Source organism: Methylobacterium fujisawaense, assembly GCF_014138435.1.
In the GTDB taxonomy this organism is placed as follows: Bacteria; Pseudomonadota; Alphaproteobacteria; order Rhizobiales; family Beijerinckiaceae; genus Methylobacterium; species Methylobacterium fujisawaense.
Map to the genome: position 1 here is coordinate 529,545 of NZ_JACJIM010000003.1, position 13,722 is coordinate 543,266.

Genomic DNA, 13,722 nt, shown 5'->3' on the forward strand with positions numbered 1-13,722 from the left:
ATGAAGTTCCGTCCGCTGCACGACCGCGTGGTCGTCCGTCGCATCGAGAGCGAGGAGAAGACCAAGGGCGGCATCATCATCCCGGACACCGCCAAGGAGAAGCCGCAGGAAGGCGAGATCGTCGCCGTCGGTCCCGGCGCCCGCGACGAGCAGGGCCGCGTCAACCCGCTCGACGTCAAGGCCGGCGACCGCGTCCTGTTTGGCAAGTGGTCCGGCACCGAGGTCAAGATCGACGGTCAGGACCTCCTGATCATGAAGGAATCCGACATCATGGGCGTCGTCGCCGTCTGATCGGATCACCTCTCACCGCCCTTTGAGACTTTCCACAGTCTTGGGGCGCAACCCAACCAGATAAGAGGCACACAATGGCAGCGAAAGACGTTCGTTTCTCCGCCGACGCCCGCGATAAGATGCTGCGCGGCGTCGACATCCTCGCAGACGCGGTGAAGGTGACGCTCGGCCCGAAGGGCCGCAACGTCGTGATCGAGAAGAGCTTCGGCGCCCCGCGCATCACCAAGGACGGCGTCACCGTCGCCAAGGAGATCGAGCTCGCCGACCGCTTCGAGAACATGGGCGCCCAGATGGTGCGCGAAGTGGCCTCGAAGACCAACGACATCGCGGGTGACGGCACCACCACCGCGACCGTGCTGGCCCAGGCCATCGTCCGCGAGGGCGCCAAGTACGTCGCCGCCGGCATCAACCCGATGGACCTGAAGCGCGGCATCGACCTCGCCACCCAGGCTGCGGTGAAGGACATCATCGCCCGCGCCAAGAAGGTCTCGACCTCCGACGAGGTCGCCCAGGTCGGCACGATCTCCGCCAACGGCGACAAGGAGATCGGCGAGATGATCGCCCACGCCATGCAGAAGGTGGGCAACGAGGGCGTCATCACCGTCGAGGAGGCCAAGACCGCCGAGACCGAGCTCGACGTCGTCGAAGGCATGCAGTTCGACCGCGGCTACCTGTCCCCGTACTTCATCACGAATGCGGAGAAGATGGTCGCCGAGCTCGAGGATCCCTACATCCTCATCCACGAGAAGAAGCTCTCCTCGCTCCAGGCGATGCTGCCGGTGCTCGAGGCCGTGGTCCAGACCGGCAAGCCGCTCCTGATCATCGCCGAGGACATCGAGGGTGAGGCGCTCGCCACGCTCGTCGTCAACAAGCTCCGCGGCGGCCTGAAGGTCGCGGCCGTGAAGGCGCCGGGCTTCGGTGACCGCCGCAAGGCGATGCTCGAGGACATCGCGATCCTGACCAAGGGCCAGATGATCGCCGAGGACCTCGGCATCAAGCTCGAGAACGTGACGCTCCCGATGCTCGGCCGCGCCAAGCGCGTGCGGATCGAGAAGGAGACCACCACGATCATCGACGGCGTCGGCGAGAAGGCCGACATCGAGGGCCGGATCAGCCAGATCAAGGCGCAGATCGAGGAGACCACCTCGGACTACGACCGCGAGAAGCTTCAGGAGCGTCTGGCCAAGCTCGCGGGCGGCGTCGCGGTGATCCGCGTCGGCGGCGCGACCGAGGTCGAGGTCAAGGAGAAGAAGGACCGCGTCGACGACGCCCTCAACGCCACCCGCGCGGCGGTCGAGGAAGGCATCGTCCCCGGCGGCGGCACCGCGCTCCTGCGCGCCAAGAAGGCGGTCGCTGCCCTGAAGTCCGACATTCCGGACGTCCAGGCCGGCATCAAGATCGTCCTCAAGGCCCTTGAAGCCCCGATCCGCCAGATCGCCCAGAACGCGGGCGTCGAGGGTTCGATCGTGGTCGGCAAGATCACCGACAAGGCGGACTCCGAGACCTACGGCTTCAACGCCCAGACCGAAGAGTACGTCGACATGATCCAGGCCGGCATCGTCGACCCGGCCAAGGTGGTGCGTACCGCCCTGCAGGACGCGGCCTCGGTCGCCGGCCTGCTGGTGACCACTGAGGCGATGGTCGCTGACGCTCCGAAGAAGGACAGCCCTGCTCCGGCGATGCCGGGCGGCGGCATGGGCGGCATGGACTTCTAAGTCCACGCCACCGCGCATGACGGAGGAAGGGGGTCGCCGAGAGGCGGCCCCTTTTCTTTTGGCGCTGCCGTGGCTGCTCGGCGCGCGCGGCGGAGTCCGGTCGGGCTCAGCGGCCTTGACGCGACGCCGGGGCCTGAAGGCGGGCTCGCACGGTGGCAATCAAGGATTGCCGGACACGCTCGGTCGCCTGGAAAGGGATGTCGAAGTTCAGGCTGTGGTAGATCAGGTCGCGGATACCGTCGTGATCGGGGTCTCCGCCGCCGCCCTCGATGACGTCGAGGATCCAGGCATGGATCGCCGCGTGATCCGACGGATCGGGATCCGCGACGAGGACCAGATGGCCGCCGTGCATCCAATCATCGCGCAGGGCTGCGGATTCTTCGGCGGCTGTTGGCATGACCTGACCTTGCGGCTCTGATTGGCGCGGCCGCGACAACAGAGTATCCGCGCGCCGCGATGGAGTTCTTCCACATCAACGGCGGAGCCGCGACGTCGGCGGCGCCGCCGCGTCACCGGTGCGACCGCGCCTTACCCTGCCGCGAAGGCGCACAGCGGTCGAGGGGAGGTCGACGTCTCGGGCTCAGTCCGCGCGTCCGCGGTCGCGCGCGCCGACCATGATGCGTCCAGCGCGCCGGCGCCCGAAGCCCCGTCTCGCGGCGTTTCGAGTGGCGGGCGACGAACGAAAAACGGGACGGCTTTCGCCGTCCCGTTCAAAGGCTTACCTATCGGCCAAGGAAGATCGAAGCCAGTCGCTGGAGCAGGCCCCGCGGTGCGGGCGGAGGCTCGCTCTGCCCAGGACCGTCCCCGATCTAAGCGTTGGCGGCGAAGGGGTGCTGCGCCGAGTTGCGCTGCTCGGTGACCGTCGAAGCCTTCGGCTCACCGTTGACGGCGCGCTGGATCGACAGCTTGGTCGCCTCGTAGTTGTACTTCTGGATCTTGGCGTCGTCGGCCGCCTCCCAGTGGATGAACACGCCGACCAGGATGTACAGGTCGTCGGCCTCGTCCGCCGGGATGATGCCCTCGGCCACCGCGTCCTGCACGGCCTTGGCAACGCCGTGCTGGGCCGGGCCGAACATCTGGACGGCCTGACGGGCGTCGTTGATGGTGACCTTGTTGAACATCAGGGTGTTCGGCTTGCACGGCAGGTTCGGCGCGATGACCGCGAGCAGGCTGGTGAAGCCGTGCTTGTTGTTCACGAGGCCGTTGCAGAAAGCCGTCTCGGCGGGCGAGCCGCGCGGTCCGATGATGAGATCGATGTGGGCGACCTCGTTGCCCTCGCCGACGAGCGCTTCGCCGACCTGAACCTTGGTGATCTTCGCCATTCGGTGTCTCTCCCTGGATTCCGAAATAGAGCCGCGCGCCGGGCGGTGCCGCGGCCGGGAAGCCATCCTTGTTATCGGCGCCCGACCATGCCGGCCGAGCCGGATGAGCCGAGCCGGTTGGGCCGGACAGCGCGGCGGACCCTACAGCGGGGCCCAGCGGCTCACAACCCGCGCAAGGCTCTGACACGAAGGAATTTCCATCTGTCCGGTGCCGCGATCCCCGGATCGTGCGCCCGGGTCAGACCAGCCGTGCGCCGGCAGCCGCAAGGGCGTCCCAGAACAGCGTCGCGACCGTAAAATCGGCGCTCGTGCCAGGATTGATGGCCCGCGCCTTCAACGACGCGTCGAAGGCCAGCAGCGCGTCGACCGGCCGTGCGGCGAGGTCGATCCCGGCGCGGAGGGACTCGGCCTCCCGGCGGATGCGTTCGGCCGCCGCGGCGCCGTGCTTGCGGGCGACATGGCTGTCGGGGACCGCCTGGAGAAAGGCGAGATGAATCGCGGTCGTACACCATGTGGGGTCGAGCCCCCCGGCGCGGGCCTCGGCCAGGGCCGCGAGCCCGATCGCCGGCACGTCCGCGAAGTCCGTCACGTAGGCGCGGGCGATCCGGTCCCGGTTGGCGGCCTCCGCCATCGCATCGTGCAGGGCGGCGGGCGCCGCTTGGGCGACGTCGTGGTGCTCGGCTTGGCCGAGGCCGCCCGGATTGGCGAGGCGGATGGCTGCGAAGACGGCGTCCGCATCCGTGGCGTTCAGCGTATCGAGCGCCGACGCGACGGTCAGGCCCCGCTCGGCCGCGACGGCCAGGGGGGCGCAGAGCAGCAGGATGCCGAGATTGGTGTTCTGGCCCACCGCCGCCATCGTGGCGGCGACGCCGTCGCGGATCCGCATGCCCACGCCGGTGCCCGCCCGGGCCAGTGCCGGCCCCGAGACATCGGCGCTGGTGACGAAATCCGCCAGCACCATGCGATGGCCGGGCGCGTAGGCGTGGACATTGCCGGGCTTGAGGGCGTCGAGCTCCGCGAGGCAGGCGGCCCGGTAGAGCGTGCCGATCAGCGCCGCGTCGAGGCCGCTCGTGCCGGTTCCGCTCGTGCCGGGTCCGCTCATGCCGGGTCCGCTCATGCCACCACGAGCCGGGGACGGCTGGCGCCGCGGGCCGCGGCGAGGAAGCCGCGCACCACCGCGGCGGCGATATCGGTCTCGCACACGGTCTGGAGGCCCGACCAGGCCGGCATGGAATTGACCTCCAGGACCGAGAACCCGCCCTCCCCGTCTTCGACGAGGTCGACGCCGGAATAATCGACGCCGACCGCGGCGGCGGCCGCCTCGGCCAACTCGGCGGCGGCACGCGGCATCGCCCAGGGGAGCGGCCGGCCGCCCCGGTGGACGTTGGTGATCCAGCCGTCGCCCTCGCGGATCATGCCGGCGATGGCCCGTCCGTCGCAGACGAACACCCGGTAATCGCGCCACAATCCGTCCCGGCGGGGAACGTAGCGCTGGAGATAGTAGACCCGCGCCACTGCCTCCTCGTCGGGAAGGTCTTCCGGGCGCTCGATGAGGGCAAGTCCCTCGCCTTGTGACCCGAACAGCGGCTTCAGCACCAGGGGCGCACCCGGCCGTGCCTCGGCGGCGACCAGGGACGCCGCCGCCTCGCGCTTCGAGAAGACCCAGGTCTCCGGCGTCGGGAGCCCGGCCCGGTCGATGAGCAGCGACGTGGCGGCCTTGTCCACCGAGCGCTCGATCGCGGTCGGGGCGTTCCAGACGGTGACACCAGACGCGACAAGGGCGTGCAGCACCCCGAGCCGCATCGTCGTCGCCTCGAAGGTGCCGCCCGCGATGGTCCGCATCAGCACGCCGTCCGGCAGCGCGTCCGGGAAGCCCGGCACGCGCAGGGGCTCGCTGCCGCCCGTGACCACGGCGACGTCCGCCAGGGAGAACAGGACCGGCTCCACGCCGCTCGCGCGCAGGGCCGCCAGCAGGCGGTTCTTGTGCCAGGTGCCGTTATCGGCCGCGAGCCCGATGCGCATGGGGGTCCTGATCGTCACGCTGCCACCCGCCTGCGGGGGGGCCAGGAAGATGTCGCCATCCGGATCCGGTTGGGGCTCCCTCTCCCGCAGGGGAGAGGGAGCCCGGCGTGCTTCACGCGAAGGACGCGTCGACCAGCGTCGGCTCCAGACGGCCGCCGCGGTAGGTGACGCCGGTGCGCACCGACGTGACGATCGCCTCGGCCGGCGAGAACAGGGCGCCGTCGATCTTGTAGAAGTCGCCGTTCACCCGGCCGAAGATGTCGGCGAAGGGCGCGCCGTGGTCGCTCGACGTCGTCGAGGGCAGCTGTTCGGCGAGCTGCTTGGCATCGGCATCGTCGGCATCCACGAAGAGCTGCACGCGTCCGCCGTAGATGATCGCGTCGTTGGTGCGGCCCATCGCCTTGATGAAGTCCGGGTGCGGCGGCGACAGCGGCGCCGAGCCGATCCCGTCCACGATGGCGTGCAGGTCGAAGCCGACCGTGTGGGCCTTGTGGAGGGCCACCTCGAGGACGCGGGCCACGACCTGGGTGGAGCCGGCGAGGCTCTGGGTCGGCGCGAAGATGAAGGTCAGGTCCTCGGGCTTCAGGCCGGAGGCCTCGGCGACCTTGGCGACGACGCTCTCCGGCGGCCCGCCCGCCGCTTCCAGCACGAGGGCGGTCTTCGTGGCGGAGTCGCGGAAGCCGAGTTCCTGGTACAGGTCCTCGACGGCCGCCACCGCCCGGCCGGGCCCCGAGCCGAGGGCGAAGAAGCCGGAATCACCGGTCTCGTCCGCGAGGCTCCAGCCCGCATACTGGCTCCCCAGACAGGCGAGGACCGGGTCGGCGGCGTGGACCGTCACCGAATAGGGCCACGAGGCGATCGGTCCGGTCGGCGCGATCGTGACGGTGCCGAGGCCGCCGAGGCAGATCTCGGCGATGCGCCGCCCGGCTTCGATCGACCCCCTCGCCTGCGCGCCGGCATCGACCATCCGGGCGCCGCCGGCCGCCTGCGTCACGGAGAGCCGCAGCGTCGCGGCATCCGCCACGAGCCGCTCGACGAGGGGCGCCGCGAGCGCGTTGATGCTGGGATAGGATTGGCTGGCACTCATGACAGGGCTTCCTCGGGGTGAGTTTTCTTCGCCGCGCAGACGGCCCGCAGGCGCGCCGTGTGCGTTTCCAACAGGGCGAGCACCTCCGCCCGGTCCGCGCCTTCGGCCAGCACCGTGCAGAGCGGCGCGTCGCGGCGGACCACCGAGCCGGGGCACGGACGGTCGCGCACGCAGTCCGGCCACTCGAGGTCCGGAACAGGCGCAAGCTCCCGGTCCGCGTAACAGATCTGCGCGGCCGCCGCATCCGCCGGATGCGGCCCGGGGTCCGGCATCGTGCCGAGGCTGGCCGCGATATGGGCGCGAAGCAGCGGAACGCCGCGCCGGTCGAGGATGTCCAGCGTCGCGCCGGGCCGGGGATTGATCTCGGTGAGCCACCACGCCGAACCCTCGACCAGCAGGTCGGCGCTGGCGAGCCCCCGCAAGCCGGTCGCGGCGACGATCCGCTCGGTGCCGGCGGCGATGGCGTCCACGAGCGCAACGGGGAGCGCCGGGGCTTCCCCGGCACCGCGGGCCAGGGCCCCGGCATAGCGGAAGGGACGGATCGGCGACGGCGAGCACCATTGCTCGGTGACGGCGAGGATGCGGATCGTCCGGCCGTCGGCGAGGAAGTTCAGGGCGTGCGGCCGGCCCGGTACGCGTTGCTGGAAGTAGTGGCCCTGCGGTGCCGGCGACCGGGTCGCAGCCCGGATGTGGTTGCCGCCGCTGCCGCCCGCGCGCTTGAGCAGCCACGCCCGCGGATCCGGCGGCGGGTCGGTTGCCACCGCGGGATGCGGCACGCCGAGGCGTGTGCAGAGGGCCGCGAAGGCCAGGGGCGCCTTGAGGGTCGAGACGGTCTCGGCCGACGCGCCGATCAGCCGGTGCCGCGCGGCGAGGCGCCCGATCAAGTCCGGCGCGTCCTCGAAGCCACTGCCCAGAATGAGCCCGATCGGGCGGCCGGCGGCTCCGGCCAGATGGTCGAGCGCGGCCACCGTCGCGTCCACGGCCGGCGCGGTTCCGAAGCGGCCGGGCAGCGGCCGGTAGGCCTCGGCGGCGGCGAGCGTATCCGCGTCCCCGAACAGATCGGCTACGTAAGGACGAAGCCCGGCACGCCGCGCCGCCTCGGCCAGGGCGCGCCCGGCCTGGGCGGCGATCAGGACCGCATCCGCCATCCGGGGCCGGCTCGTATCGGACTAGCCGGCGATCTCCACCGCGAGCGCGTAGGCGTCGCGGAAATCGAGGCAGAGCGGCGTGTCGGAGGCGAGCATCCGGTCGAACAGGCGCCGCTGCGTCTGGTACTTCACGTTGCCGACTGCCAGCGCGCCGATGCCGACGCCCTTGCCGGTGGGCAGGGCGACATCGACCGCGTTCACGTCGATCCCCGCGATGCCGGCAGGCGGCACGGCGTTGACGTCCGACGCGACGAGCAGCTTCGGCGCCGACTTCAGGTCCTCCGCGGTGAGGATCGGGATGCCCGCCGGCCCGGCGGAGAGGATGACGTCGGCGTCGCGGATGGCGGCGCGGCGATCCTCGGGGGTCGTGCCGTCGACAGCGCCGACCTCGATGCCGAAGCGCCACTTCATCGTGAAGGCGATCTTCGAGACCCGCTCCTCGCCGTCGTGCCCGACCAGAACGGTGGTGGCGCCCTGCAGGGCGCCGATCACCGCGGCCACGTAGGCGACGACGCCGGCGCCGCCGAAGATCACGATGCGCTTGCCGGTGAGGTCGGTGTTGAACTTCTGCCGCAGGGCGCGGGAGACCTGGGCGACCATGGCCGCGCCGGTGGTGAACGAGCCGGCCGGATCTGCGAAGACGTGGTTCACGAAGGGCGGCACGAAGGCCTTCTTGGCGCGGTCGACCATGTCGAGGGCGTCCTCGGCGTTCTTGCCGCCGATGAAGATGCCCGTCCGCGTCCCGTCGGCCGGCGACCGCGAGAAGATCGAATCCTGGGTCAGCGAGACCACGTCGGCGAGGCTGACCTCGGTGTAGGTCACCACCGTCTCGAACCCGGCATCCACGGCCATGTTCACGTCGAACGGGCTCATGTGCCGGAGCGGCGTCAGCATGTGGAGGATCGAGCGGGCCATGGAATCCTCATGCGGCGCGCGACAGATGCGCCTGTCCACCGTCCAAACCCGGAGCGGTGCCCCGGGTCAAGTCCGGGGTGGGCGGCTCACGCCGGACCGGTTACCGAAGCGCCACTGTTGCGGCCCCGGGCGATGACGAACCGGAGCGGACCGCCACGGTCGAGGCCGGCCACCAGGGCGCGGGCCTCGGCCTCGGACGCCATCAGGGCGAAGCCGGTCGGCCCCCAGGAGGACTGCCCGTAGCCCGGCACGCCCTGCGCGGCGATGCTCGCCAGCGCCTCCGCCACCGCGGCGCTGGCGTAGCGGCCCCCCTGATGGGGCGCGAAATGGTCGCCGATCAGCGTCTGGATTCGGGTGATGCCGGCACCGAAGCCCTGGGGCTCGGCCAGGGCGACCGCGGGCAGGACCTGCATCAGCGTGATCCGGCAGATCTCCGCCGCCTGGGCCTCGGGAAAGCGCGGCAGATCGCGGAACGCCTCGACCTCGCGCGTCCCGTGCACGCCCGCCATGCCCGGATCGAGGATCAAGACGATCCGCCAGGCCTCGGGATAGGGCAGACGCGCGATGACCGGAGGCGGGCCCCCGTCCGCACCGCGGCCGCCATCGACGATCAGGCCGCCCTCCGTGAAGGCGCGCAGGCCCACGCCGGACCGGTTGCCCCGGTCCAGGGTTGCCGCGAAGGCGTCCGGCGCGAAGGGCTCGCCGCTGAGCCGTGCCATGGCTGCCGCCACCGCGAGGGCGAGCTGCGTGCCCGAACCGAAACCGGCATGGGCCGGGATGACCCGCTCCACCGTCACCGCCACATCCTCGCCGCGCCCGAGATGGGCGGTGGCGGCACGGACATAGCCGCGCACGCGGTCGGCTTCGGGGCCCTCCACGGAAGGCCGCGCTGCCCGACGGGCGCTCAGGGCGAGGGACGGCGCGTCGATGGCGAGCCCGATGCTGCCGAACCGGCGGCCGAGACCGCCGTGCAGGTCCAGGAATCCGAAATGCAGCCGTGCCGGGGCCTCGACCCGCACGGCACCGTCCGCTGCCACCTCGTTCCTTTCAGGGACCTCGCCCAACACACGTCCCTCGAATCCCGCAGGCCCGGCGCATGCGCGGCGCGCTTTTCACACGTGGCCCGGGGCCAGGCAACTTGGACAGGCCTGGATCGCACCGCCATCACGGCAATTCCGGCGCTCGGTTCCAGTTCAGGTTGCGCGGTCGCTCGGCCTGTCCGCACAAGGTGTCCGCAGGATCGCGGGGCGGCGCCGGCCCATCCGCGCAATCCACCTCGCGAACCACCTTGCAAACCCCCTGGCGATCCACCTTGCGATGCGGATCGCCGCCGGACCCCCCTTGCCGCGGTGCGCGGATGAATGCAAACCTAGGGGTTGCGACGGCGCGCCGAGTTTGCCGCTGCCCGGACATGCCGGGCGGATGCGCCATTCCGATTCGGTGGGGAACCCTCATGCTGAGGCGCACCTGCTTCGTCCGGTCTTACGGCCGTCGCCCGCTCCGAAACCAAGCAAGAACGTTGCGAGAGGGAGCATGGCAGCCTGGGTGAAGGGTGGCGCGACGGACGCGGGCACCGCCGTCGAGGCGGCCGCATCCCTGCTCGCCAAGGCGCGCGCGCCGGTGATCGCCGGCCTCAGCGCCGACGTGGCTGCGATCCGCGCAGCCTATGATCTCGCGGGGCGCATCGGCGCCTCGGTCGATACCGCCGGCGCGGCCGGGACCTATGCCGAGCTCGGAGCGCTGAGCCGGGTCGGTGCCCTCACGACGACGCCTGCCGAGGCCGTCGGACGCGCCGACACGGTTCTCGTCGTTGGTGCCGCCCCCTGGCAGGCGCCGCTCATGAAACGCCTGATCGACGCCAAGCCGACCCGTGGGCGTGCCGCCGGATCCGACAGGGCCCTCCTGGCGGTCGGTGCGAACGCCGGTGCGGCGCTGGCCTGGCCCGCCGATGGCGGGCTGCCGGAGGCCGTGGCCGAGCTGCGGGCCTATGCCCGCGGGCATCTCGCCGGTGACGCCTTGCCGGGGCAGATCGCGTCCCGGCTCGCGGCCGCGCAGTACGGCGTGCTGCTTTACGATCCGGCCGAACTCGGCGAGTTCGGTGTCGAGATGCTCCAGGGCCTCGCCATGGAGCTGAGCGAGACCACACGCTGCTTCACCCTGGCGGTCGGTGCGGCCGGGCAGGACCGGGCCGTCGTGCCGGTCTCGGCCTGGACGACCGGTCAGGCGCCGCGCAGCGGCTTCGGGCGCCGCGTCCCCGAGCATGATCCCTGGCGCTTCGACGCCGCCCGGCAGGTCGCTGCTGGCGAGGCCGACGCCGTTCTCTGGCTCGGTGCCGTCCCGGTGGCGCGCCCGGACTGGCTGTCCACGGTGCCGTCCGTGGCTCTGGTCGCGGAAGGCGAGGCGCAGGCTGCCGAGGTGGTGATCTCTGTCGGCCAGCCTGGCCGCGACCACGGCGGCGTCCTGTGGAACGAGCAGCGCGCCGCCCTGACCTTCTGGCCGGCCACTGCGCCGTCGGATCTGCCGTCGGCCGCGTCGGTGCTGGCCGCGCTCAAGGAGCGTCTGGCCACGCTGCAGGCCGCGTCGAGGAGTGATTCCGCATGCTGAGCGTGATCCGGGGCGGGCGCGTCGTCGATCCGACCGCGTCCCGCGATTCTGTCGGTGACGTCTGGATCGAGGATGGCCGCATCATCGATCCGCCGGGCCGCGAGCCCGACGCCGTGATCGATGCGGCGGGCTGCGTTGTGATGGCCGGCGGCGTCGAGGTGCACTCGCACATCGCCGGCGGCAACGTGATCACCTCGCGGCTGCTCCTGCCCGACCTCTACGTGAGCGAGGCGGCCCCCGACGGCCATCCCTTCGCCCATGCGGGCGGGGCCGCGGCCTGGATCGGCTCGACCTACGCGCGGATGGGCTACACCACGGCCGTCGAGCCGGCGATGCCGCCGACCCACGCCCTGGGCACGCAGCTCGAGCTCGCCGACATCCCGCTGCTCGACCGCGGCGCCCTCACGGTGATGGGCAACGACGACCAGCTTCTGGAGATTCTGCGCGAGCGCCAGGGCGGAAACGCCGTGCGCGACCTCGTCGCCCTGTCGGTCGCCCAGTCCCGCGGCCTCGGGGTGAAGTGCATCAACGCGGGCGGCGCCTCCGCCTTCAAGGACGGGGCGCTGCGCCTGTCGCTGGACGACGAGATCCCCTGCTACGGGCTCTCGACCCGGCAGATCATGGGCTCGCTCCTCGACGCGGTCGAGGAGATCGGCGTCCCGCACCCGCTGCACGTCCACTGCAACAACCTGGGCCTGCCCGGAGCGGACGACAGCTTCATGGCGACCCTGGATGCAGCGGAGGGTCGGCGCATCCACTTCGCCCACGCGCAGTTCTACGCCTACGGCGCGGTCGATCCGGCCAATCCCGGCACCGGCGGTTTCCGCTCGGCCGCCGAGCGCATCGCGCAGGCGATCGCCGACAATCCGAACGCCACCCTCGACATCGGGCAGGTGGTGTTCGGCCAGACGGTGACGGTGTCCCTCGACATCCTCCGTCAGTTCGCGGGCCGGAAAGGCGCGAAGCCGAAGAAGTGGGTGCTGAACGCGGGCGACGCCGAGGGCGGCGGCGTGGTGCCGTTCCTGTACCGGCCCCGGGGCCCGACCAGCTCGCTGCAATGGGCGATCGGCCTGGAGATCATGCTGCTCTCCACCGACCCGGAGCGGACGATCCTGACGACCGACCACCCGAACGGTGGCCCGTTCACCCAGTACCCGCGCATCATCCACCTGCTGATGGACAAGTCGGAGCGTGACCGCGAGATCGCGACGCTGCCCAAGATCGTGGGCGAGCGCTCCGGCCTTCCGGGCCTGGAGCGCGAGTACACGCTCTCGGAAATCGCGCAGCTGACCCGGTCGGGTCCGGCCAAGCTGCTGGGGCTGGACGACCGCGGCCATCTGCGGGCCGGTGCCCGGGCGGACGTGGCGGTCTACCGGGACGACACCGACCGAACCGCGATGTTCACCGCCGCCAAGCTCGTCCTCAAGGACGGCGTGCCGATCGTCGAGGACGGCGAAGTGGTGGAATGGCGGGCCGGCCGGACGCTGTCGCTGACGGTCGAGTCCGACAAGGCCATGGCGAAGCGCGCCGACACCTACCTGACGGAGCGGTTCGGCGAAGGCCTCGACAGCTTCGCCGTGCCCGACGCGGCCTTCGGCGACGGTCCGGACAATTTCGAGGCGGTGCCATGCCGGGTGTGATCAGAGGGGCGAGCCGCGGGAAGAACGATGTCTGACCTCTCCCTCAACGGCATCCCGGTCATCGACACCTTCGCGGAAGCGTTCGATGTGGCCGGCACCGCCATCATCGTCACGAACGACACCGCCAAGTGGGCGATGATCGCCGCCACCACGATGACGGGCTTCGCCACCTCGGTGATCGGCTGCGGCGCCGAGGCGGGCATCGACGCCGAGCTGTCGCCGGAGGAGACTCCCGACGGGCGGCCGGGCGTGCGCATCCTGCTGTTCGGCTTCGAGCCGAACGGCCTCAAGGACCAGCTGATCAAGCGGGTCGGCCAGTGCATTCTCACCTGCCCGGGCACCGCCTGCTACGCCGGCGTCGACGGGCCGACCAAGATCAAGCTCGGCGGCGCGATCCGCTATTTCGGTGACGGCTTCGCGGTGGCCAAGCGCCTGCCCGACGCCACCGGCAAGGCCCGGCGCTACTGGCGCATCCCGGTGATGGACGGCGAGTTCCTCTGCGAGGACACGGTCCGGGCCGTGGACGGCGCGGTCGGTGGCGGCAACCTGCTGTTCCTCGGTCGCAACCATGCCGAGACGCTGAAGGTCGCCGAGATCGCCGTGGAGGCCGCCAAGGCGGTGCCGGGCGCGATCCTGCCGTTCCCCGGCGGCATCGTCCGCTCCGGCTCCAAGGTCGGCGGCCGGACCAAGGGCATGATGGCCTCGACCAACGACGCTTACTGCCCGACCCTCAAGGGGCGCGCCGGCTCGGCGCTCCCGGCCGAATGCGGCGTGGTGCTGGAAATCGTGATCGACGCCCTGACCTCGCAGGGCGTGTCCGACTCGATGCGCGCCGGCCTGCACGCGGCTACCGAGATCGGCGGCAAGCACGGGCTGATCGCGGTCACGGCCGGAAATTACGGCGGCAATCTCGGCCGCCACCACTACCATCTGCGCGACCTGATCGCGCGCGACGACGCCAAGACGGAGGGCTGAGCC

13 protein-coding genes are annotated in these 13,722 nt (G+C 71.1%); 5 read left to right on the top strand and 8 right to left on the bottom strand.

Annotated features, from left to right (window positions below):
* Positions 1-291: a co-chaperone GroES gene (gene groES / locus GGQ91_RS11625; protein ID WP_010682002.1), complete on the top strand. Its 291-nt coding sequence runs from the start codon at positions 1-3 to the stop codon at positions 289-291.
* Positions 292-365: 74 nt separating this feature from the next.
* The gene (groL, locus tag GGQ91_RS11630) at positions 366-2,006 is read left to right on the top strand and encodes a chaperonin GroEL (RefSeq protein ID WP_182591989.1); all 1,641 of its coding nucleotides are present in this window, start codon (positions 366-368) and stop codon (positions 2,004-2,006) included.
* Positions 2,007-2,112: 106 nt separating this feature from the next.
* Here the strand turns inward: groL and GGQ91_RS11635 are convergent, their stop codons facing one another.
* From GGQ91_RS11635 to GGQ91_RS11670, 8 genes are all read right to left on the bottom strand, one after another.
* Positions 2,113-2,442, bottom strand: coding sequence for a hypothetical protein (locus GGQ91_RS11635; protein ID WP_246410650.1), 330 nt, complete (start codon positions 2,440-2,442; stop codon positions 2,113-2,115).
* Between the two features lie 373 nt (positions 2,443-2,815).
* On the bottom strand, positions 2,816-3,328 hold the full coding sequence (gene fae, locus GGQ91_RS11640) for a 5,6,7,8-tetrahydromethanopterin hydro-lyase (RefSeq protein WP_043353182.1): 513 nt from the start codon (positions 3,326-3,328) through the stop codon (positions 2,816-2,818).
* Between the two features lie 238 nt (positions 3,329-3,566).
* Positions 3,567-4,430: a triphosphoribosyl-dephospho-CoA synthase gene (locus GGQ91_RS11645; protein ID WP_182591990.1), complete on the bottom strand. Its 864-nt coding sequence runs from the start codon at positions 4,428-4,430 to the stop codon at positions 3,567-3,569.
* 11 nt (positions 4,431-4,441) lie between these two features.
* Positions 4,442-5,350, bottom strand: a complete 909-nt coding sequence (locus tag GGQ91_RS11650) for an ATP-grasp domain-containing protein (RefSeq protein ID WP_043383731.1) — start codon at positions 5,348-5,350, stop codon at positions 4,442-4,444.
* A 112-nt stretch (positions 5,351-5,462) separates the two neighbouring features.
* Positions 5,463-6,437: a methenyltetrahydromethanopterin cyclohydrolase gene (mch, locus tag GGQ91_RS11655; RefSeq protein WP_043383730.1), complete on the bottom strand. Its 975-nt coding sequence runs from the start codon at positions 6,435-6,437 to the stop codon at positions 5,463-5,465.
* On the bottom strand, positions 6,434-7,585 hold the full coding sequence (locus GGQ91_RS11660; protein WP_182591991.1) for an ATP-grasp domain-containing protein: 1,152 nt from the start codon (positions 7,583-7,585) through the stop codon (positions 6,434-6,436). The genes mch and GGQ91_RS11660 overlap by 4 nt, the downstream gene beginning before the upstream one ends.
* A 21-nt stretch (positions 7,586-7,606) precedes the next feature.
* Positions 7,607-8,500: an NAD(P)-dependent methylenetetrahydromethanopterin dehydrogenase gene (locus GGQ91_RS11665; RefSeq protein ID WP_043357114.1), complete on the bottom strand. Its 894-nt coding sequence runs from the start codon at positions 8,498-8,500 to the stop codon at positions 7,607-7,609.
* Between the two features lie 86 nt (positions 8,501-8,586).
* Positions 8,587-9,564, bottom strand: coding sequence for a beta-ribofuranosylaminobenzene 5'-phosphate synthase family protein (locus tag GGQ91_RS11670; RefSeq protein ID WP_179698202.1), 978 nt, complete (start codon positions 9,562-9,564; stop codon positions 8,587-8,589).
* Between the two features lie 469 nt (positions 9,565-10,033).
* Here GGQ91_RS11670 and GGQ91_RS11675 point away from each other — a divergent pair, with 469 nt between their 5' ends.
* From GGQ91_RS11675 to fhcD, 3 genes are read left to right on the top strand one after another with little or no spacing between them, the layout of a single operon-like run.
* Complete coding sequence (locus GGQ91_RS11675; RefSeq protein WP_043383726.1) at positions 10,034-11,104, top strand: molybdopterin-binding domain-containing protein; 1,071 nt, start codon at positions 10,034-10,036, stop codon at positions 11,102-11,104.
* Positions 11,098-12,744, top strand: a complete 1,647-nt coding sequence (locus GGQ91_RS11680; protein ID WP_182591992.1) for a formylmethanofuran dehydrogenase subunit A — start codon at positions 11,098-11,100, stop codon at positions 12,742-12,744. Before GGQ91_RS11675 ends, GGQ91_RS11680 begins: the two co-directional genes overlap by 7 nt.
* 27 nt (positions 12,745-12,771) lie before the next feature.
* A complete protein-coding gene (fhcD, locus tag GGQ91_RS11685; RefSeq protein WP_043357106.1) occupies positions 12,772-13,719 on the top strand; it encodes a formylmethanofuran--tetrahydromethanopterin N-formyltransferase in 948 nt (315 codons plus the stop codon).
* The last annotated feature ends 3 nt before the right edge of the window (positions 13,720-13,722 follow it).